The sequence below is a fragment of the Thioalkalivibrio sp. genome, from assembly GCF_041690275.1.
Lineage (GTDB): Bacteria > Pseudomonadota > Gammaproteobacteria > Ectothiorhodospirales > Ectothiorhodospiraceae > Thioalkalivibrio.
This window is the reverse complement of the sequence record NZ_JAWLHP010000012.1, coordinates 1-18,589: the sequence shown is the minus strand read 5'-3', so window position 1 is coordinate 18,589 and position 18,589 is coordinate 1. Positions and strand designations below refer to the sequence as shown.

Below are 18,589 nucleotides of genomic sequence, written 5' to 3'. Positions count from 1 at the left end.
GGGCTGGAACATGGTTGATTTTGCTGCACTCGCGGTGCCCGGCGTCCAGGCGCTGCGCCCCTACGAGCCGGGCAAGCCGGTCGAGACCCTCGAACGCGAGCTGGGAATCCTCGAGGCGGTAAAGCTTGCCTCCAACGAGAATGCGCTGGGCCCGAGCCCGCGGGCGGTCGAGGCCGCCGGCCGGGCCCTGGGCAACCTGCACATCTACCCGGACGGCAATGGCCTCGCGCTGAAGGAGGCGCTCGCCGAACGGCACGGCGTGGTCCCGGAACAGGTCACGCTTGGCAACGGGTCCAACGAGGTGCTCGAACTCGTCGCCCGAACCTGGCTCGCGCCCGGGCGCAACGCGGTCTATTCGCGGCATGCCTTTGCGGTCTATCCGCTGGTGGTGCAGGCCGTCGCCGCCGAGGGACGCGCGGCGGCGGCGCGTCCGGCGGATTCCGGACAGCCCTACGGTCACGACCTGGACGCGATGGCGGCCGAGGTGGATGCCGACACGCGGGTGGTGTTCGTGGCCAACCCGAACAACCCCACCGGAACGTGGCTAACCGCGACGGCGCTGGAGCGGTTCATCACGCAGATGCCGGCCGAGACGCTGGTGGTGGTCGACGAGGCCTACGCCGAGTACGTGGAGCACCCCGACTACCCGGACACCACGCGTTGGCTGCAGCGCTTCCCGAACTTGCTGGTGACGCGGTCCTTCTCGAAGATCCACGGCCTGGCCGGCCTGAGGCTGGGGTATGCGGTATCCTCGGTGGCGGTCGCGGAGCTGATGAACAGGGTGCGCCAGCCGTTCAACGTGAACACCCTCGCGCAGGCGGCGGGTCTGGCGGCCATCAGCGATACCGGTCATGTCGCGGAGAGCGTCCGGATGAACCGGGACGGTCTGCAGCAGCTCGGCGCGGGTCTGCGGCAGCGGGGCATCGGCTTCATTCCGTCGGTGGGCAACTTTCTCACCTTCGACATTGCCGAGGCGCCCGGCCCGGTCTACGAGCGCCTGCTGCGGGAGGGCGTGATCGTCCGCCCGGTGGCGAACTACGGACTTCCGACTCACCTGCGGGTCACGGTCGGCACTCCCAAGGAAAACGAGCGCTTCCTCCGGGCGCTGGACGTGGTGCTGAAGGCGTGATCGGGCGGCTGGTGATCTTCGGGGTCGGCCTGATCGGCGGTTCCATGGCGCTCGCGCTGCGCGCCGCCGGGGCGGTCTCCGAGGTGGTGGGCTGCTCGCGTTCGGAGGCCAACCTGGCAGAGGCGCAGCGGCTGGGCGTCATCGACCGCTGGACCACCGATCCCGCGCAGGCCTGCGCCGCGGCGGACGTCGGCGTGCTCGCGGTGCCGCTCGGATCGATGCAGGACCTGTCCGCGGCGATCGCGGAGCACTGGCCGTCCGAGGCCGTGCTCACCGATGTGGGCAGCAGCAAGCAGGCGGTGCTCGACGCGGTTCGGGCCGGATTCGGGAGGCTGCCGCGCAACTTCGTCGCCGGTCATCCGATCGCGGGCACCGAGCGCAGCGGTGTCGGGGCCGCCTTTCCGGGCCTGTTCCGGGACCGCCTGGTGATCCTGACCCCGGCTGACGAGACCAGCCCGCTGGCCGCGGAGCGGGTGGCCGACATGTGGCGGGCCACCGGCGCGCGGATCGAGTTCATGACCCCGGCCCACCACGACCACGTGCTGGCGGCGACCAGCCACCTGCCTCATGTGCTCGCATTCGCGCTGGTGGAATCGCTGGCGCGGATGAGCGAGAGCGACGAGATCTTCCATTACGCGGCGGGCGGGTTCCACGACTTCACCCGGATTGCGTCCAGCGACCCGGTGGTATGGCGGGACATCTGCCTCGCCAACCGGGACGCGATCCTGGAGATGCTGGAGCGCTTTCAGGGCGATCTGGAGAGCCTTCGGCAGGTGATCGCCCGCGGCGACGGCGCGGAGCTCGAGGCGCGCTTCGGTTTCGCCAAGGACGCACGGGACCGCTTCAGCGAGAAGATGCAGGCACAACTGGATCAGTGAGAAGATGACCACGACCTTCAGTGTGGAGCCGGGCGGTTCCCTGCGCGGTGACCTCCGGGTGCCGGGCGACAAGTCGATTTCGCACCGGTCGATCATGTTCGGCGCGCTGGCCGAGGGTCGCACCCGGGTCAGTGGCTTCCTCGATGGCGAGGACTGCCTCGCGACGCTCGTCGCCTTCCAGGCGATGGGCGTACCGATCGAGCGACGGGAACGTCATACCCTGATCATCGACGGCGTTGGCCTGCACGGTCTGCGGGAACCGCAGACACCTCTGGACATGGGTAACTCCGGTACTGCGATGCGGCTGATGTGCGGGGTGCTGGCCGGGCAACCCTTCGACAGCGTCCTGGTCGGCGACGCCTCGCTGGGCCGTCGCCCGATGCGCCGGGTCACCGACCCACTGGCGGAGATGGGCGCCCGGATCGACACCGGGGAGAACGGGACGCCCCCGCTGCACGTGCACGGCGGCCAGCGCCTGCGCGGACGTCGGCACACGCTGTCCGTGGCCAGCGCCCAGGTGAAGTCGGCGCTGTTGCTGGCAGGTCTCTGGAGCGACGGCGAGACCTGCGTCACCGAGCCGGCGCCCACGCGGGATCACACCGAGCGGATGCTGCTGGGCTTTGGCTACGATCTGCACCGGGACGGTCGCCGAACCTGCCTGCAGGGCGGCGGTCGGCTCACGGGACGCGCGGTGGAGGTGCCGGCCGACATGTCCTCGGCGGCCTTCTTTCTGGTCGGCGGCAGCATCGCGGAGGGATCGGACCTGCTGCTTCGCCACGTCGGCGTGAATCCGACCCGCACCGGCGCGATCGATATCCTGCGCCTGATGGGCGCCTCGATCGAGATCCGCGAGCCACGCGAGATCGGGGGCGAGCCGGTCGCGGACCTGCACGTGCGCTCGGCGCCGTTGCGCGGCGTCCGGATACCGCCGGAGCTGGTGCCGTTGGCGATTGACGAGTTTCCCGCCCTGTTCGTTGCCGCGGCGTGCGCCGAGGGGGAGACGGTGTTGGCCGGCGCAGAGGAACTGCGGGTGAAGGAGAGCGACCGGATCCAGGTGATGGCCGACGGGCTCTCCGCTCTCGGGGTCCGCTGCGAGGTCCTGCCGGACGGGATCCGGATCCAGGGTCGGGGTATCCTCGACGCCGGGACGGTCTCGAGTCACGGTGATCACCGGGTCGCGATGTCATTCGCGATGGCCGCACTGCGCGCGCGAGGATCGATCGTCATCCGCGACTGCGACAACGTCGCGACCTCGTTTCCCGACTTCGCCGGACTCGCTGCGAGGGCCGGGCTGGAGATCCGGAGCACATGACCGCGGTCCTTGCGATCGACGGGCCGGGCGGCGCCGGGAAGGGGACGGTCAGCAAGCGGCTGGCGGAATCCCTCGGCTGGCACCTGCTCGACAGCGGTGCGCTGTACCGGCTGGTCGGCGTTGCGGCGCGAAAGCGCGGTGTCGACCTCTCAAATATTGCGCAACTTTCGGATATTGCAAGAGATCTGGACGTTGAATTCCGCGTCGCGGGGGCGGGAGAACTGGTGCAGACGTGGCTTGAAGGTGAACAGATCGACCATCTTCTGCGCACCGAGACCGCGGGAAGCGATGCCTCGGTCGTGGCCGCGATTCCCGAGGTGAGAGCGGCGCTGCTGCAGCGGCAGCGTGATTTTGCGGTCCCGCCAGGGCTGGTCGCCGACGGCCGCGACATGGGGACGGTGGTGTTTCCCGACGCCGATCTGAAGGTGTTCCTGACCGCCTCCGTGGAAGAACGCGCACACAGGCGTTACAAGCAGTTGAAGGAACAAGGACTTAGTGCTAACCTTCGCGCCCTTCGGGAAGAGTTGGAGGCCCGTGACCGTCGGGATTCCGAGCGTGCGGCGGCGCCGCTGAAGCCGGCACCGGACGCCTGGATCCTCGATACCACCGGAGTCGGCGTCGACGAGGTGGTGACGATGGTCCGGGAACGCCTGACCGGCATTCTCTCCTCCCGTGAATCGAGATGAAGGCAACCGACGTTTTTTGCGAAGTACGTACTGAATCCGTTCTCCGTCATCCCCGTTGCAACGGGGGTTGTTCAACCAAAACCCGGGTGCGGCATCCCGCCGCAGACCGTCCAAGCACAGGTTCAACAAATCCATGAGTGAAAGTTTTGCGCAACTGCTCGAAGAGAGCATGGCCTACACCCAGATGCAGCCGGGTGCCATTCTCAGTGCCACCGTCATCGACGTGGGGCCCGACGTGGTCCTGGTCAACGCCGGACTGAAGTCCGAGGGGGTGATCCCCACCGAACAGTTCATGAACGAGCGGGGGGAACTGGAGGTCCAGGTCGGCGACGTGGTCGAGGTCGCCCTGGAGACCCCGGAGGATGGCTTCGGGGAGACCCGCATGTCGCGGGAAAAGGCCAAGCGCGCCAAGGCCTGGGACCGCCTCGAGGGGGCGATGGAGGACGAGAAGTACGTCGTTGGCCAGATCTCCGGCAAGGTGAAGGGCGGCTACACCGTTGAACTCGGCGACATCCGCGCGTTCCTGCCCGGTTCGCTCGTGGACGTGCGCCCGGTGCGCGACACCGCATACCTCGAAGGCAAGGAACTGGAGTTCAAGCTGATCAAGCTCGACCGCCGCCGCAACAACGTGGTGGTCTCGCGCCGCGCGGTGGTCGAACAGGAGTACAGCGCCGAACGCGAGGAGCTGCTGAAGAACCTGCAGGAAGGCGTGGTGGTGAAGGGGATCGTGAAGAACCTCACCGACTACGGCGCGTTCCTGGATCTCGGCGGCATCGACGGCCTGCTGCACATCACCGACATGGCCTGGAAGCGGGTCAAGCACCCCTCCGACGTGGTCAACATCGGTGACGAGGTGGACGTGAAGGTCCTCAAGTTCGACCGCGAGCGCATGCGCGTCTCGCTCGGCCTGAAGCAGCTGGGCGAGGATCCGTGGGAGAACATCACCCGGCGCTACCCGACCGGCACCCGGATCTTCGGCCGCGTGACCAACATCACCGACTATGGCTGCTTCGTGGAGATCGAGGACGGAGTCGAGGGTCTGGTGCACGTCTCCGAGATGGACTGGACCAACAAGAATGTGAACCCCGGCAAGGCCGTTGCGATCGGTGACGAGGTCGAGGTGATGATCCTTGATCTCGACGAGGAGCGGCGCCGCATCTCGCTGGGCATGAAGCAGTGCCAGCCGAACCCCTGGGAGGACTTCGCCGCGAACCACAATCGTGGGGAGAAGGTCCGCGGCGTGATCAAGTCGATCACCGACTTCGGGGTCTTCGTCGGTCTCGAAGGCGGTATCGATGGACTGATCCATCTGTCCGACCTGTCATGGCAGGTTCCGGGCGAGGACGCCATCCGGAACTTCAAGAAGGGCGACGAAGTGGAGGCGGTCGTGCTGTCGGTGGATCCCGAGCGCGAGCGCATCTCGCTCGGCCTGAAGCAGCTGGATCGCGACCCCTTCTCCAGCTTCGTCGCGGAGCATGCCAAGGGCAGCGTCGTCTCCGGCGTCGTGAAGGAAGTGGATGCGAAGGCCGCCGTGGTGGAACTGGCCGATGGCATCGACGGCATTCTGCGGGCGGCCGACATCTCGCGGGATCGCGTGGAGGATGCCCGGAGCGTGCTGAAGGTCGGTGATCAGGTCGAGGCCAAGTTCATGGGCGTCGACAAGAAGACCCGTGCGATCAGCCTTTCGATCAAGGCGAAGGACTTCCAGGAAGAGGCGGAGATGGTGCAGGACTACAGCAGCACGGGCACCACTGCGACCACCTCGCTCGGCGAACTGCTGAAGGAAAAGATGCGGGGCAAGTCCGACTGAGTTGCGTCAGGGGGGGCTGCCTGGGTCGGGCATCGGGGATGTCCGCCCCGGCAGCACCGCGTCCCGGGAACTGGCGGCACGGTAGCTCCATTCCTTCCAGGTCGGCCAGTCCGGGACTGCCGGGGCGATCAGCCGACGCGGCAACGCCGGTCGCGTCCGTCCGTCGGCGAACAACAATAGAAAAACCCGGGGGTTATGATGACGAAATCGGAACTCATTGACAGGCTTGCTGAGAAGACCCCCCATCTTCCGGGCAAGGACGTGGAGCTTTGCGTGAAGGCGGTTCTGGAGCGGATGAGCCAGGCGCTTGCTCACGGCGACCGTGTCGAGATCCGGGGCTTTGGCAGCTTCGCCCTGCATTTCCGACCGCCGCGCATCGGCCGCAACCCGAAGACGGGCAAGGGGGTCGCCCTCCCGGGGAAGCACGTGCCCCATTTCAAGCCCGGCAAGGAACTGCGCGAACGAGTCAACCAGGCCTTCGCGGAATCGGATCATTGATTCCGTCATGACCGGTCAATGGCTCCTGCTGCTGCTGCCGGTGGCGGCAGCCAGCGGCTGGTATGCCGCACGCTATGCAGAGGCCCGGCGGCCGCCGGTGCGCGAGCCTCCACTGGACCGCTACCTCGAGGGCGTCCGCTATCTGCTGGACGACCAGACCGACCGCGCGCTGCAGGCATTCATCGAAGTGGTCGAGATCGATCACGAGACCTTCGAGACCCACCTGATCCTCGGCCGTCTGTTCCGTCGGCGCGGCGAGGTCGACCGGGCGATCCGGATCCACCAGAACCTGGCGGCGCGGCCGTCGCTGACCGATGCCCAGCGGGCACAGGCGATGTACGAGGCCGGGCGCGACTTCATGCTGGCCGGTGTCTTCGACCGGGCCGAGGGCGTGTTCCGGGAGCTGATGGATTCGCCCTCGGTCGGTCTGCGGGCGCTGGAGGGTTTGCAGAACGTCTACGAGACGCAGCGCGACTGGCCCCAGGCCATCGAGATCGGAATGCGGCTGATGGACCAGGGGGGTGCGTCCGCGGCACTGCGCATTGCGCACTACGAATGCGAGCTGGCGCAGGAGGAACTGGCGCGGGAGCGGATCGGCGAGGCGCTGGAACACGTGGACCGGGCGATGACGCTCTGTCCCGGGCTGTCCCGGGCACTGCTGCTACGGGCCCAGGTGGCCGAGCGCAGCGGCGACATCCCGCTGTCCATCCAGCTCGAACGGGAGGCGGTGGAGCGGACCCCGGCGCTGGCAACGCTGGTGGTGCCCAAGCTCGAGCGATTGCACCTCAGCGCCTCGTTGCCCCGTGGCTCGGTGAACCTCGAGGACACCCTGCGGACCCTGGCCAACGAGCAGAAGATCACCGTCGCCAGCATCGCGCTGATGCGGCTCTATCGTCGCACCAACCGCCTGGACGAGGCGTTGACGCAGCTGCACCGCATCCTCGCGCAGCGCCCGGTTCCGACCTCGGGGCTGCTGGAGGCGGTCCGCTGGATGAAGATCCTGCCGGCCGTGCACACCTACAGCAGCGAGTTTGCCGCCTTCGAAAAGGCGCTGATGGACCAGCTGCGCAGTCAGCCGCTCTACCAGTGCAGCAACTGTGGCTATCAGGGACGCGCGCACGTCTGGCAATGTCCGAGCTGCAGGCGGTGGGACACCCTGCGGGGAATGGATCTCGATCTCGATCAACCCCCCAATCAGACCTTTCAGGTGTGACGAGAATGAACATTCAAAGTCATCCACAACTGATTGTTGCACTGGATTATCCCGACCGTCGAAGCGCGGAAGCGATGGCGGGTCGGCTGGACCCGGCCGCCTGCGCGGTGAAGGTGGGCTTCGAACTCTTCGTGGCCGCGGGTCCCGGGCTGGTTGAAGCGCTGCAAGGGCGCGGGTTCCGGGTCTTTCTGGACCTGAAATTCCACGACATCCCCAATACGGTGGCTGGAGCTTGCCGGGCGGCGGCGAGGCTCGGGGTGTGGATCGTGAATCTGCATGCGAGCGGCGGTCTGGAGATGATGGCGGCGGCCCGCGACGCGGTCCGCGAGGTGCGCCCGGAGACCCGGCTGATCGCGGTGACGGTGCTGACCTCGAGCGACGCCTCGACCCTGCGGGGTATCGGCATCGACTGCAGCCCGCAGGAGCAGGTGCTGCGACTGGCCGACCTCGCAGTGACACGAACGGGACTGGACGGTCTGGTCTGTTCGGCCCGGGAGGCGCCGGCCCTGCGGGCGCAGCTCGGGGATACCCCGTGGCTCGTGACCCCGGGAATCCGTCCGGCCGGTGGTGGCGGCGACGACCAGAAGCGGGTGATGACGCCAGCCGCGGCGTTCGCCAACGGTGCGAGCCACATCGTTGTCGGGCGACCGATCACGCAGGCCGCGGATCCCGCCGAGGCGGTTGCGGCGATCCTGCGCGAGATTCCGGGGTAGGGGGGAACGCGGGCAGGGGTTTGCCCGGGCCGGCACGGCGCGTTAGGATACCGTTGGCGCCGGGAATGGCGCCGCCCTATCGACACAGACATGGAGGTTTTCAGATGAAAAAGCTGACTCTTGCCGTTCTGATCCTGTTCCTGGTCGCCGCTCCCGCGGCCTGGGCCGCGGGTCCCGTGAACGTGAACACCGCGACCGCCGAGCAGTTGTCGGAGCTCAGTAACGTCGGTCCCGCGAAGGCGGCGGCGATCGTGTCCTACCGGGAGGAGAACGGGCCCTTCCGTTCGCTGCAGGAGCTGACCCGGGTTTCCGGGATCGGTGAGCGTACCGTCGAGATGAACCTCGAGCTCATCGAGCTCGACTGACGGGCAACCGGGGCGGCGCATCCCCGGATGCGCCGCCCCGTCAGCCACGACAAGAACCAGAGGCAACATGACGAAGAAACCGCAGAGTATCCGCATGGCCGTGTTTCCGGTCGCCGGGATGGGCACCCGTTTCCTGCCGGCCACCAAGGCCAACCCGAAGGAGATGCTGCCGATCGTCGACAAGCCCCTCATCCAGTACGCGGCGGAAGAGGCCGTCGCCGCGGGTATCGAGACCCTGGTCTTCGTCACGGGGCGCAACAAGCGCTCCATTCCCGACCACTTCGACAAGGCCTACGAACTCGAGACGGAACTCGCGGAGCGGGGCAAGGACAAGATGCTCGAACTGGTGCGCAATATCGTTCCGCCGGAAGTCACCTGCGTCTACGTCCGCCAGACCGATGCACTGGGCCTCGGACACGCGGTGGCATGCGCCCATCCGATCGTGCAGAACGAGCCCTTTGCGGTGATCCTTGCCGACGACCTGATCGTGAACGACGGCAAGGGCGCCACCGCCCAGATGGTCGAGCGCTTCGAGGAGAACCAGTGCAGCGTCCTCGGCGTGGAGGAGGTCCCGCCCGAGGATACCCACATGTACGGTGTGATCGACCCGGCCATGACGGACAAGGCCGGTTTCTGGGACGTGCGCGGCATCGTCGAAAAGCCCAGTCCGGCGGATGCGCCCTCGAACGTGGCCGTGGTCGGCCGCTACATCCTGACCCCCCGCATCTTTGAGCTGCTGGACAAGCAGGAGCCCGGTGCGGGCGGCGAAATCCAGCTCACCGACGCCATCGGGGAGCTGCTGAAGGAAGAACGCGTGACCGCCTACGAGTTCGAGGGCAAACGCTTCGATTGCGGCAACAAGCTGGGCTATCTGCAGGCCAACGTTGAGCTTGCGCTGCAGCACCCGGAGCTCAAGGACGACTTCCAGGCCTATCTCGACGCCCGCGGGCTCTAGTGGCCATGCGGAGAGTTCGGGGGCGGCGGCCGTACGCCACGGATCCCGAACTCTCCGCATGGCCCACCAGCCAGCAGCCAGTCCCCTGAACGCGGTCGGCAAGGCGCGCATCGGATGCACTGGCAGAGCCATCTCGGTGTCCTGCGTTCGCTGGTGATCTACTGGCGGCCGGGGCGGCAGCCGGGTCTGCGACGTCTGTACCGGCCCTTCGTGCCCGCGGGGGCGCTCGTCTTCGACGTCGGGGCTCATCTCGGAGACCGGACCCGTGCCTTCTCCGGTCTCGGCGCCCGCGTGGTTGCCCTGGAGCCACAACCCCAGCTCTTCCGATGGCTGCGCCGCCTGGTGGGGTCGCGGAAGGGTGTGGTCCTGCGTCAGGAGGCGGTCGGCCGGCAATCGGGGGAGGCCACTCTGGCGATCAGCCGGCGGACCCCAACCGTCTCCACGCTCTCGCGCGCGTGGCAGGATGAGCTGCACGGGCGCAACGCATCGTTCCGGGAGGTCTCCTGGGAGGAATCGGTGCGCGTGCCCCTGACGACCCTCGATCGGCTGATCGCCGAGTACGGACTGCCCGACTTCTGCAAGATCGACGTCGAGGGCTTCGAGGCCGAGGTGCTCGCCGGTCTGAGCCGGCCCGTGCCAGCACTGTCCTTCGAGTTCGTGGCCGGAGCGCTGGAGGTCGCACTGGAGTCGGTGGCGCAGCTCGAGGCGCTGGGACACTACGAATTCAACGCGATCGCCGGAGAGGGCCGCCGTTTCCTGTTCCACCGATGGCAGGACGTCGAAGGGATCAGGGCATGGCTGGAGGCAGGCGCCGGCGGACTGCGTTCAGGTGACGTCTACGCCCGGCTGGGCAGGCCGCTGCCGAGCGAGGCGCCGGCCCACGGCACCGCGCGGTCCCCTTGACACCCCGGCTGCCAGGGGGAAGGCTGCGTCCATGAGCACCGATGGCTTCGTACACTGGCAGGACCTGACCTCGCCGGAGATCCGGGCGCTCGCCGCGCGCGATCCCGTGGTCGTGCTGCCCTTGGCCGCGATCGAGCAGCACGGTCCGCACCTGCCCCTGTCGACCGATCTCGACATCGGTCTGGGGCTGCTCGATGCGGCGGCCCAACACCTGGCCGAAGGGGTCCTGGCGGTCGTGCTGCCACCGGTGGCGATCGGTACCAGCATGGAGCACGAGGCCTTCGCCGGAACCCTGAGCCTGGACCCGGAGACCGCGAGTGCACAGATCCGCCAGATCGGCAGGGCCGTGGCCACGGCCGGGTTCAGGAGGCTCCTGTTCTGCAACAGTCACGGCGGCAACACGCAGCTGATGGATCTCGCGGGCCTGCGCCTGCGCCGCGATCACGGGCTGCTGGTGGTGAAGTGCAGTTACTTCCGGCTCGGCCTGCCGGATGATATCGACCTTCCGGTCGGGGAACTGCGGCATGGCTACCACGGTGGCGCGCTGGAGACGGCGATGATGCTGCACCTGGCCCCGGAACGGGTCCGCATGGAGCACTGCGGGGACCGGGTCTCCGTCGCGGTGCGCCTGGAAAGGGAGATGACGGTCCTCGGCCCGGAGGGACCGGCAGCGTTCTCGTGGATGACCCAGGACCTGCACCGCGAGGGTGTGGTCGGCAACGCACTGCTCGCCGATGCTGCGCTCGGCTCGAGGCTGGTCCGGCACTACGGCGCCGCGATCGCGAGGGTGATCCACGAGACCGGGGCATTCCCTCTCGAGCTGCTGCGGCCGGGCGGGCAATGAGGCTGCCGGGAGACGGGTGTCCGGGGCGTGCCGTGGCGGCATCGGTCCAGGCTGCCGGGGTGGTCTGCCGGTGACGGGTCGGGATCCGGAGCAGGCGGCGTGGGATCGGATCCTGCTCCAGCGCGACCGACTCCGGGTGGCCCGGTCACCCGAAGGTGACCCGATGCCCGGTTCCGCGGAGAGGGGTGAATCGCAGCTGGAGTCCATCTATCTGCCCCTGCTGCGCGATCGCGGGCTGGTGATCGCGCAACTCGGGCAGACCCTCGACGGGCGGATCGCGACGCGCACCGGCCATTCCCACTTCATCACCGGTCCGGCGGACATCCTGCATCTGCACCGCCTGCGGGCCCTGGTGGACGCGGTGGTGGTGGGTGCGGGGACCGCGATCTCCGATGATCCGCAGCTCACTGTCCGTCAGGTGGCCGGCCGGAACCCGGTGCGTGTGGTGCTGGATCCCTCCGCGCGTGTCCCGCCGGACCGGCGCATGTTCAAGGACGGCCTCGCGCCCACGCTCTGGATCGTCAGGCCCCAGGCCGATCCCGGGCCGGTCCCCTCCGGCGTCGAGGTGCTGAGGCTCGAAGCGGGTCCGACGGGCTGCGGCTTCGATCCCGGCGCGGTACTGCAGGCACTCGCCATGCGTGGACTGCGGCGGGTGCTGGTGGAGGGCGGGGGCGTCACGGTGTCACGGTTCCTGGATGCCGGCGTGCTGCACCGCCTGCATGTGACGGTCGCGCCGCTGCTGCTGGGCTCGGGGTGCCCTTCACTGACGCTGGAGCCGGTGGACCGGCTGGATCAGGCGCGCAGGCCGCACTGCCGTCAGTTCTCGCTCGGCGACGACGTACTGTTCGATCTGGAGTTCTGCCCCTGACCCCGCTCGGGCCCGGTCTCGGCCTCCCGCGCGCCGGCCAACCCGAAGGCGCCCGGCAACGCAGCCACCAGGAACAGCAGGCCGAAGGCGACCGCGACCGCAACCCCCTGGGCGACGTCCAGCCCGGTGGCGGTCCACAACAGGGCCGCGGCGCCCTCGCGCACACCCCATCCGGCGACGCTGATCGGGAGCATCATCACCAGCAGGACCGGCGCGATCAGCGGCAGCAGGGTCCCGATCGGAATGTCCACCCCCAACGCCCGGGCGGTTGCCGCATAGGCAGCAAGATTGGCCACGGTGACCAGAATGGCGGTGAACAGCTGTACCAGCAGCACGGGGGTGGGCAGGTAGGCCCGCAGTGCATCGTCCCGGAATCCGGTGATGGCGGTACGAATCGCCGGCAGCAGCGCGCGCAGCACCCAGGCCGCCAGCACGACGGTCACCACGGCGATGGCGGCCCAGAGCCAGTAGGTCTGCATGGCCGGGCGCAGGGCGGGGATCGCGGTCAGGGATGCCAGCGCGATGCCCACCATCGTCGCCTGGACGATCACGCGTTCCAGCACCACTGCGTGCACGGCCGTGCGGGTGCGGGTGGTCAGACGCGCGTGGCGCCAGGCCCGCGACACGTCGCCGAGAATGCCCCCTGGCAGCAACTGGTTCAGAAAGACGCCGAAGTAGTACTCGCGTAGCGCATGCCGGCAGGACATCCACATGCCGAGCCGAAGGGCGGTGAAGCGCCAGCGCCAGGCGAGCAGCGCGATCTGCAGGATGAGCGCCGCGACTGCCGCGAGCGCCCAGCGGGGGTCCAGCTGCGAGAGGTGGTTCCCGATCTCGCGCATGTCGACCACCAGGAACAGTGCCAGCAGCAGGCCGGTGCTCAGGGCCAGCTGCATCAGGCCCTTCCGTCTCGCGGTCATCAACGCGCGTCCGGGAGTGCCAGCAGGTCGCGGTGCCCCACTCGCAGGCCGGTGCGGCCGGAACGCAGGGCCTCCAGGCGGCGTGCGCCCCAGTCGCGAAGGGTTCCGGCGTGTTCCGGAAAGATCTCCGCGGCCGCATTCACCCAGCCGGCGATCAGCGGATCGGCCAGCGGCAGCGACCCGGCATCGAGGTGCCAGGGGCTGGCCTCGGTCCAGACCCGGTACCCTGCATTCCGGAACCGCGTCGCCGCCTCCGGGGTGGCCTGCGGTCCAAGCGCGGCCCCAAGACCCTTTTCACGCTCCTGGTGGGCGTTGACCGCAGTGCGCACGAAGGCATCGCCGGGGTCGGGTGCGGTCCAGGTCACGTCGCCGTCATAGCTGAGCACAAGCAGCACGGCAGCGCCTTGGCCGGCACACTCGCGCACCAGTCGATCCAGCCAGTCCGCGGATACGAGATCGAGCAGGGCCGAGGCGGTCACGAGATCCGTGCCGGTCGCCGGCAGTGCCCAGTCCCGGAGGTCCATCCGCTCTGTGTGCAGGCTCAGCGGTCCGGCGTCGGCCGGCCTGGTGACGCGTCCCAGCAACTCCGGGTCATGGTCGACGAGTGTCCACTGCTGCGGCACCGGCAGTCGGGGGGCGAGGTAGCGCAGATTCGATCCGGTGCCGGAGCCGAGGTCTGTGATCTTCAGGGACCCGCGACCGCGGCACCATTTCAGGCGCAGGCGTTCCACCAGCGAGTGCGAGCGCGCCGCGTGATCGGCGGGCTCGCGCAGGCGGAGCCAGTCGCCGGGGAAGCGCTCGTTCATGGTGCTCCCAGAGCCATTACGGCGGCAGCGAATTGCCGGGAGACCTCTGCCCACGAGGGCAGGCCCCGGACATGCTCACCAGCCCCGCGGGCGAGTGTGGCGTGGAGCCCAGGATCATCCAGCACCCGGCGCAGCGACCCCGCCAGGGCGTCCACGTCGCCCGGCGTGACCAGGAGGCCCGCGCTGGCGGGCACGGTGGAAGGAATCGCACCCGCGCGCGTCGCGACCACCGGCAGGGAATGGGCCATTGCCTCGATGAAGGCCATCCCGTAACCCTCGTGCCAGGAGGGCAGCACGAAGACGTCGGCGCGCCGGTAGAGCTGCCCGAGTTCCTGCTCCGTGCATTCGCCGCGGATCTCCACCCTGTCATCGAGGCCCAGCCGCGCCATCTCCGCGCGCACGCGACCGGCAAACAGCGGATCCCGGGCCTCGCTCCCGGCGAGGATGCAGTGCCAGGATCGGTCATGCATCCGCGCCAGTGCCTGCAACAACAGGTCCTGCCCCTTGCGCGGCACCAGTGTTCCCACACAGAGCAGCAGCGGTGTGGCCGCCAGTCCTGTCGGCGGGCGCACCGGTTGCGTAACGGCGATGCCCGGTGTCACGACCCGGATCGGGGGCACCGGCCGCAGCCACTCCCGCAACCGGTCCGCGGTGTGGGAACTGGTCGCGACGAGGCCGCGACAGGCGCGCAGTGCGGAACGCTCCAGTACGGCGAGCTCCCCGGCGCGCTCCGGCGACAGGCCCGTTTCCTCGCACAACGGGTGGTGCACCAGACCGAGCAGAGTCAGACGCTGGTGGTGACGGTCGGCGGGTCCGGGCAACCCGCCAAGGGCAAGACCGTCAATCACCACCGTGGATCCGTCGGGAAGGCCCGCGAGCGCTGCCTCGAGCGCCTGCTCGGCGTCCGCGTCGGGGCCGGGAAAAACGCCCGCAAGGGAGTGCACCCGCACCGGTCGGCCAAGGGCGCGCAGGCCTTCGGCGATCCGCCGGTCGTAGATGTAGCCGCCGGTTCGCTGATCCAGGCGACCGGGCACCACCAGGTGGATTTCAGCGTGCGTCAAAGGGGCCCTTCGTAGCTCGCCGATGCCACGTGCGACTCATGCAGGGTGACCCGCAGCGCGGACAGTCCGGACGCAGACGGTCCCAGCTTTCCGCGCTGGATCGCGTCGGCCAGACGTACCTGGATCTCGTGGGCGAGAAACTCTGTTGTGGTGTTGCGGTTCTCGAATTCCGGGTGGTCATCCAGATTCTGGTAGTTCATGGTCGCGAGGATCGCCGCGAGCTGCTGGCTGGCCAGGCCGATGTCGACCACCAGCCCGTCGTCATCCAGGCGTTCGCGGAAGAAGGTCGCGTCCACGACGTAGGTGGCCCCGTGCAGGCGCTGCGCCGGGCCGAAGACCTCCCCGGTGAAGCTGTGGGCAATCATGAAGTGGTCGCGGACGTTGAGGCTGTACATGGTGGCTCCTAGGGACAGGGCGGCAGGAAGGGATCACAGATTGCGAGACCATCGCGCGCAAGCTTCGTTCGGGAGGCGGGGCTGCGCGCGGCCCCTCGGTTCTGCAAGCATCATGGATACCGGATCCGGTGACACAAGGCGGCGCCGGGCGCATGGGCAAGGGCGGCCAGCGCCTCCGGGAGTTCCTCGAAGCGACTCTCGCCGGTGACCAGGATGTCCAGTACACCATCGCACAGGAGCCGAAGCGCGAGGTCCATGCGCCGCCGGTAGTCCCAGCGGGGCTGCCGGTGCGCCGGGATTTGGCCCACCTGGGTGCTGCGCAGCACCAGCCTGCGGGCGTGAAAGTCCTCGCCGAGCGGCAGGGGCACCGCGCGGTCGCCGTACCAGCTGAGTTCGAGGATCGTACCCTCCCGGCCGGCGACACGAAGGGCGTCGACGAGCCCCGCGGGTTGGCCGCTGGCGTGGATGACCAGGTCACAGCCCTCCAGTCCGCCCGCATCCGCCTGAAACCCAAGTCCCAGGGCCGCCGCGACCGTCCCCTTGGCCGCGTTGATGTCCACCAGCGTTACCTCTGTTCCAGGTACCTGCCGGCACAGCCAGGCTGTCAGCATGCCGAGCACGCCGCCGCCGATCACCGCGATTCGGTCTCCAGCCAGAGGCCTGGCGTCCCAGAGGGCGTTCACGGCCGTTTCCATGTTGGCGGCCAGGATCGCCCGTTCCGCCGGCAGGCCGGAGGGCAGGGGGATCGCCGCCGCTTCCGGGAGCCGGTACCGGTCCTGGTGCGGGTAGAGGCAGAAGACGCGTTCTCCGATTCGGGATGCGGGGCCTTCCACGATCCGGCCCACGCTGATGTAGCCATACTTCACCGGGCCGGGGAATTCGCCCGACTGAAAGGGGGCGCGCATCGCCTGATACTGGCTCGGCGGGACACGGCCGGCGAACACCAGGGTCTCCGTGCCGCGACTGATCCCCGAATACATCGTTTCCACCACGACCTCGCCGGGTTCAGGCGGGGACAGTGTCTCGGTCCGGATGGCTCCGGTTCCCGGTTCCAGCATCCAGAAGGCGCGCGCGGTATCCGTCGCCATATTGCGGGACTCTCTTAGCGTGGCGTTGCTGCATGGTAACCACCTGGTGCCGCGAAGTGTGACAACCAATTGCGTCGACGGTGGTCGAAGGGCGTGCAGGACCGCTGCGCCAGTGCCCGGATGCCACCGGATGCCGGCGCCGACCCCGAGGACCATGAGCACGGAATCAGAGAATGGACCGATCCTCAGAATGTGCCCTTGCCACCGCTGAGCGGGAATCCGGGGTGCCCCGCACCCGGGGCGGGTGGCGGGCCGCGCTTTCCGGCCAGGTAAGGGCCTGGCGCGTTGAACTCACGCTCGGCCTGGCGGTGGTGATCGCGCTGTCGCTGCCGCTCGCCCTGTTCGCCGGACTCACCGCGGGCTTCGTGGCCACGGCAATGCTGCTGTTTCTGGCGCTGTCCCTGCTCGTTCTCTTCACCGCGCCGGCCGAATTCCGCACCATGGGTCCCGGACCGGGCAATCGCGTCACCTTCCTGCGCGCGGCGATGGTGGTGCCGGTTGCGGCCATGGTGTTCCATCCTTCCCTCCAGCAGACGGCGTCGGTCTACGCGCTGTTCGGCGTGGCGGTGCTCGCCCTGATCCTGGACGGCGCGGACGGTGCGCTGGCACGCCGCTTTGGCCGCGTCACCGCCTTCGGGGCCCGCTTCGACATGGAACTGGACGCGCTGTTGATCCTGGCGCTGTCGGTGCTGGTGTGGCAGACGGGCAAGACCGGCCCCTGGGTTCTGCTGATAGGGGTGATGCGTTATGGCTTCGTCGCAAGCGGCTGGTACTGGCGGTGGCTGCAGGGAGCGTTGCCGCCGAGCCGGCGACGGCAGTCCCTGTGCGTCGTGCAGTCGGTGGCGTTGCTGATCGCGCTCGCCCCTCCGGTGCCGCCCGCCATCGCGGTAGTGGTGTCCCTTGGCGCGTTGGTGCTGCTGGTCTATTCGTTTGTGATGGACATACTCTGGCTGCACCGGCACAGGGAAACCGGTCCCCGGGACGGCGCTTGACGCCCGACCGGATTGCCGACGACGCGGACAAGGCGACGAAGGAGCACCCCATGCGTGTAGGAGACTGGCGACCATTCGGGCAGGTACCGGAGATCTCGGTAGAACAGCTGCAGAAGGAGCGGGAGCAGGGTGCGATCCAGATCGTGGATGTACGCACGGGTCCCGAGTTCCGCCGGAGCCGCATTCCCGAGGCCAGGCACCTGCCGATCACTGCCTTCAGCCGCCACCGGCTGGATTCGCTGAAACTCGATCGGCAGAGACCGGTGGTGGCGATCTGTCTCACCGCGCATCGCAGCATCCCGGCAGTCCGGAAGCTGCGGGAGCTCGGTTACGATGCCCGGCAGCTGCGCGGCGGCATGCGTGCATGGTGGAAGAGCGGCGGTACCTGCACGCAGGACTGAGTCGCGCTGGTTCTTGGCGTTGCATCCCCGCGTGACCCGCGGGCTTATCCCCTTTCCGTGAGCTTCCCGCCCGATGGGTTGCCTGCCTGCCGTGACCTGGGCTATCCTGTCCGGGCAAATAAGGAAAACCTAATGTAATGGAGTGCGACAGGTTCGGTTCCTCCGGATCAGAAGTGCGGCGAATGTCGCCGCAATGGCAATGGATTCCTCGCATCCTTACCGGGTGCCCCGGACGAGGAAAGGGTTGCGGCATCGAGCGGGAGTCCATGCCTGGGTAATTCAAGAAAAACACCTGTTCTGAGTGAGAATTACAGGAGAATAACCATGCGCAAGTCTCTCAAGTTCATTGCAGCTTCCGCCCTCGTGCTGGCCTTTGCGGCCCCCATGCAATCGAGTGCCCAGTGGTATGGTCCCGGCTATGGCTATGGACCCTACTACGGCCCCGGGTACTACGGTCCCGGCTATGGACGTGGCTGGGGCGATATGTTCGGGTTCGGTGACCTCTTCGGCGATTTCGATTTCTCGATGCGCGGCTCCGGTCGCGGCTGGGGCCGCGGTCACGGCTATGGCGATGCCTACGGCTACCACCATCCCTACTACGGAGGCTACTATCGCCCCTATGGATACGGCGCTCCCTACTACGGCGGCCCGTGGGGAGCCCCGGCTCCGCAGCAGGGCGAGTCCGAGTCCGAGTCCGAGTAAGACCCGCAGTATGATGTGAAGTCAGTGGGCCCGGTCTCTGGACCGGGCCCACT

At 68.1% G+C, this 18,589-nt stretch carries 21 protein-coding genes; 16 read left to right on the top strand and 5 right to left on the bottom strand.

Annotated elements, in window-relative coordinates; translation table 11 throughout:
• Positions 1-10 precede the first annotated feature (10 nt).
• The 13 genes from hisC to ACESMN_RS03630 all read left to right on the top strand — a co-directional run bounded on the left by hisC (position 11) and on the right by ACESMN_RS03630 (position 12,174).
• Entirely contained in the window at positions 11-1,129 is a 1,119-nt protein-coding gene (gene hisC, locus ACESMN_RS03690) for a histidinol-phosphate transaminase (RefSeq protein WP_373052236.1), read from the top strand.
• A complete protein-coding gene (locus ACESMN_RS03685) occupies positions 1,126-2,007 on the top strand; it encodes a prephenate dehydrogenase (protein ID WP_373052235.1) in 882 nt (293 codons plus the stop codon). Before hisC ends, ACESMN_RS03685 begins: the two co-directional genes overlap by 4 nt.
• A 4-nt stretch (positions 2,008-2,011) precedes the next feature.
• The gene (aroA, locus tag ACESMN_RS03680) at positions 2,012-3,319 is read left to right on the top strand and encodes a 3-phosphoshikimate 1-carboxyvinyltransferase (RefSeq protein ID WP_373052234.1); all 1,308 of its coding nucleotides are present in this window, start codon (positions 2,012-2,014) and stop codon (positions 3,317-3,319) included.
• Positions 3,316-4,005 carry a (d)CMP kinase gene (cmk, locus tag ACESMN_RS03675; RefSeq protein ID WP_373052233.1) on the top strand — a complete coding sequence of 230 codons (690 nt, stop codon included), beginning with the start codon at positions 3,316-3,318 and terminating at the stop codon, positions 4,003-4,005. Before aroA ends, cmk begins: the two co-directional genes overlap by 4 nt.
• Positions 4,006-4,138: 133 nt before the next feature.
• The gene (gene rpsA, locus ACESMN_RS03670; RefSeq protein WP_373052232.1) at positions 4,139-5,815 is read left to right on the top strand and encodes a 30S ribosomal protein S1; all 1,677 of its coding nucleotides are present in this window, start codon (positions 4,139-4,141) and stop codon (positions 5,813-5,815) included.
• 198 nt (positions 5,816-6,013) lie between these two features.
• Positions 6,014-6,313, top strand: a complete 300-nt coding sequence (locus ACESMN_RS03665; protein WP_373052231.1) for an integration host factor subunit beta — start codon at positions 6,014-6,016, stop codon at positions 6,311-6,313.
• Between the two features lie 7 nt (positions 6,314-6,320).
• Entirely contained in the window at positions 6,321-7,526 is a 1,206-nt protein-coding gene (locus ACESMN_RS03660) for a tetratricopeptide repeat protein (RefSeq protein WP_373052230.1), read from the top strand.
• A gap of 5 nt (positions 7,527-7,531) precedes the next feature.
• On the top strand, positions 7,532-8,239 hold the full coding sequence (gene pyrF / locus ACESMN_RS03655) for an orotidine-5'-phosphate decarboxylase (protein ID WP_373052229.1): 708 nt from the start codon (positions 7,532-7,534) through the stop codon (positions 8,237-8,239).
• A gap of 104 nt (positions 8,240-8,343) precedes the next feature.
• Entirely contained in the window at positions 8,344-8,604 is a 261-nt protein-coding gene (locus tag ACESMN_RS03650) for a ComEA family DNA-binding protein (RefSeq protein ID WP_373052228.1), read from the top strand.
• A 67-nt stretch (positions 8,605-8,671) separates the two neighbouring features.
• The gene (galU, locus tag ACESMN_RS03645) at positions 8,672-9,559 is read left to right on the top strand and encodes a UTP--glucose-1-phosphate uridylyltransferase GalU (RefSeq protein ID WP_373052227.1); all 888 of its coding nucleotides are present in this window, start codon (positions 8,672-8,674) and stop codon (positions 9,557-9,559) included.
• Positions 9,560-9,673: 114 nt separating this feature from the next.
• Positions 9,674-10,462: an FkbM family methyltransferase gene (locus ACESMN_RS03640; protein WP_373052226.1), complete on the top strand. Its 789-nt coding sequence runs from the start codon at positions 9,674-9,676 to the stop codon at positions 10,460-10,462.
• A gap of 31 nt (positions 10,463-10,493) precedes the next feature.
• Positions 10,494-11,306, top strand: a complete 813-nt coding sequence (locus ACESMN_RS03635; protein WP_373052225.1) for a creatininase family protein — start codon at positions 10,494-10,496, stop codon at positions 11,304-11,306.
• A gap of 163 nt (positions 11,307-11,469) precedes the next feature.
• Complete coding sequence (locus ACESMN_RS03630; RefSeq protein ID WP_373052224.1) at positions 11,470-12,174, top strand: RibD family protein; 705 nt, start codon at positions 11,470-11,472, stop codon at positions 12,172-12,174.
• Here the strand turns inward: ACESMN_RS03630 and ACESMN_RS03625 are convergent.
• The 5 genes from ACESMN_RS03625 to ACESMN_RS03605 all read right to left on the bottom strand — a co-directional run bounded on the left by ACESMN_RS03625 (position 12,123) and on the right by ACESMN_RS03605 (position 16,441).
• Entirely contained in the window at positions 12,123-13,091 is a 969-nt protein-coding gene (locus ACESMN_RS03625) for a lysylphosphatidylglycerol synthase transmembrane domain-containing protein (RefSeq protein ID WP_373052223.1), read from the bottom strand. The two genes, ACESMN_RS03630 and ACESMN_RS03625, sit on opposite strands and share 52 nt — an antisense overlap.
• On the bottom strand, positions 13,091-13,897 hold the full coding sequence (locus ACESMN_RS03620) for a class I SAM-dependent methyltransferase (protein ID WP_373052222.1): 807 nt from the start codon (positions 13,895-13,897) through the stop codon (positions 13,091-13,093). Before ACESMN_RS03620 ends, ACESMN_RS03625 begins: the two co-directional genes overlap by 1 nt.
• A complete protein-coding gene (locus tag ACESMN_RS03615; RefSeq protein ID WP_373052221.1) occupies positions 13,894-14,958 on the bottom strand; it encodes a glycosyltransferase family 4 protein in 1,065 nt (354 codons plus the stop codon). The genes ACESMN_RS03620 and ACESMN_RS03615 overlap by 4 nt, the downstream gene beginning before the upstream one ends.
• Positions 14,955-15,353 (bottom strand): 6-pyruvoyl trahydropterin synthase family protein, encoded by a 399-nt coding sequence (locus tag ACESMN_RS03610; protein WP_373052220.1) that lies wholly within the window; start codon positions 15,351-15,353, stop codon positions 14,955-14,957. The genes ACESMN_RS03615 and ACESMN_RS03610 overlap by 4 nt, the downstream gene beginning before the upstream one ends.
• 110 nt (positions 15,354-15,463) lie before the next feature.
• Complete coding sequence (locus ACESMN_RS03605; RefSeq protein ID WP_373052219.1) at positions 15,464-16,441, bottom strand: zinc-dependent alcohol dehydrogenase; 978 nt, start codon at positions 16,439-16,441, stop codon at positions 15,464-15,466.
• 173 nt (positions 16,442-16,614) lie between these two features.
• Between ACESMN_RS03605 and ACESMN_RS03600 the strand changes: the two genes are divergently transcribed.
• The 3 genes from ACESMN_RS03600 to ACESMN_RS03590 all read left to right on the top strand — a co-directional run bounded on the left by ACESMN_RS03600 (position 16,615) and on the right by ACESMN_RS03590 (position 18,536).
• A complete protein-coding gene (locus ACESMN_RS03600; protein ID WP_373052218.1) occupies positions 16,615-17,433 on the top strand; it encodes a CDP-alcohol phosphatidyltransferase family protein in 819 nt (272 codons plus the stop codon).
• A gap of 50 nt (positions 17,434-17,483) precedes the next feature.
• A complete protein-coding gene (locus ACESMN_RS03595) occupies positions 17,484-17,834 on the top strand; it encodes a rhodanese-like domain-containing protein (protein WP_373052217.1) in 351 nt (116 codons plus the stop codon).
• A 324-nt stretch (positions 17,835-18,158) separates the two neighbouring features.
• Positions 18,159-18,536: a sulfur globule family protein gene (locus ACESMN_RS03590; RefSeq protein WP_373052216.1), complete on the top strand. Its 378-nt coding sequence runs from the start codon at positions 18,159-18,161 to the stop codon at positions 18,534-18,536.
• The last annotated feature ends 53 nt before the right edge of the window (positions 18,537-18,589 follow it).

Bases quoted from the DNA above. Each gene is read 5' to 3' on its own strand.
- ACESMN_RS03610 (WP_373052220.1), bottom strand. From the start codon at position 15,353: ATGTACAGCCTCAACGTCCGCGACCACTTCATGATTGCCCACAGCTTC.
- ACESMN_RS03595 (WP_373052217.1), top strand. From the start codon at position 17,484: ATGCGTGTAGGAGACTGGCGACCATTCGGGCAGGTACCGGAGATCTCG.
- cmk (WP_373052233.1), top strand. From the start codon at position 3,316: ATGACCGCGGTCCTTGCGATCGACGGGCCGGGCGGCGCCGGGAAGGGG.
- ACESMN_RS03590 (WP_373052216.1), top strand. From the start codon at position 18,159: ATGCGCAAGTCTCTCAAGTTCATTGCAGCTTCCGCCCTCGTGCTGGCC.
- ACESMN_RS03625 (WP_373052223.1), bottom strand. From the start codon at position 13,091: ATGACCGCGAGACGGAAGGGCCTGATGCAGCTGGCCCTGAGCACCGGC.
- ACESMN_RS03660 (WP_373052230.1), top strand. From the start codon at position 6,321: ATGACCGGTCAATGGCTCCTGCTGCTGCTGCCGGTGGCGGCAGCCAGC.
- galU (WP_373052227.1), top strand. From the start codon at position 8,672: ATGACGAAGAAACCGCAGAGTATCCGCATGGCCGTGTTTCCGGTCGCC.
- pyrF (WP_373052229.1), top strand. From the start codon at position 7,532: ATGAACATTCAAAGTCATCCACAACTGATTGTTGCACTGGATTATCCC.
- ACESMN_RS03635 (WP_373052225.1), top strand. From the start codon at position 10,494: ATGAGCACCGATGGCTTCGTACACTGGCAGGACCTGACCTCGCCGGAG.
- ACESMN_RS03620 (WP_373052222.1), bottom strand. From the start codon at position 13,897: ATGAACGAGCGCTTCCCCGGCGACTGGCTCCGCCTGCGCGAGCCCGCC.
- ACESMN_RS03640 (WP_373052226.1), top strand. From the start codon at position 9,674: ATGCACTGGCAGAGCCATCTCGGTGTCCTGCGTTCGCTGGTGATCTAC.
- ACESMN_RS03650 (WP_373052228.1), top strand. From the start codon at position 8,344: ATGAAAAAGCTGACTCTTGCCGTTCTGATCCTGTTCCTGGTCGCCGCT.
- ACESMN_RS03600 (WP_373052218.1), top strand. From the start codon at position 16,615: ATGGACCGATCCTCAGAATGTGCCCTTGCCACCGCTGAGCGGGAATCC.
- hisC (WP_373052236.1), top strand. From the start codon at position 11: ATGGTTGATTTTGCTGCACTCGCGGTGCCCGGCGTCCAGGCGCTGCGC.
- ACESMN_RS03665 (WP_373052231.1), top strand. From the start codon at position 6,014: ATGACGAAATCGGAACTCATTGACAGGCTTGCTGAGAAGACCCCCCAT.
- rpsA (WP_373052232.1), top strand. From the start codon at position 4,139: ATGAGTGAAAGTTTTGCGCAACTGCTCGAAGAGAGCATGGCCTACACC.
- aroA (WP_373052234.1), top strand. From the start codon at position 2,012: ATGACCACGACCTTCAGTGTGGAGCCGGGCGGTTCCCTGCGCGGTGAC.
- ACESMN_RS03605 (WP_373052219.1), bottom strand. From the start codon at position 16,441: ATGGCGACGGATACCGCGCGCGCCTTCTGGATGCTGGAACCGGGAACC.
- ACESMN_RS03630 (WP_373052224.1), top strand. From the start codon at position 11,470: ATGCCCGGTTCCGCGGAGAGGGGTGAATCGCAGCTGGAGTCCATCTAT.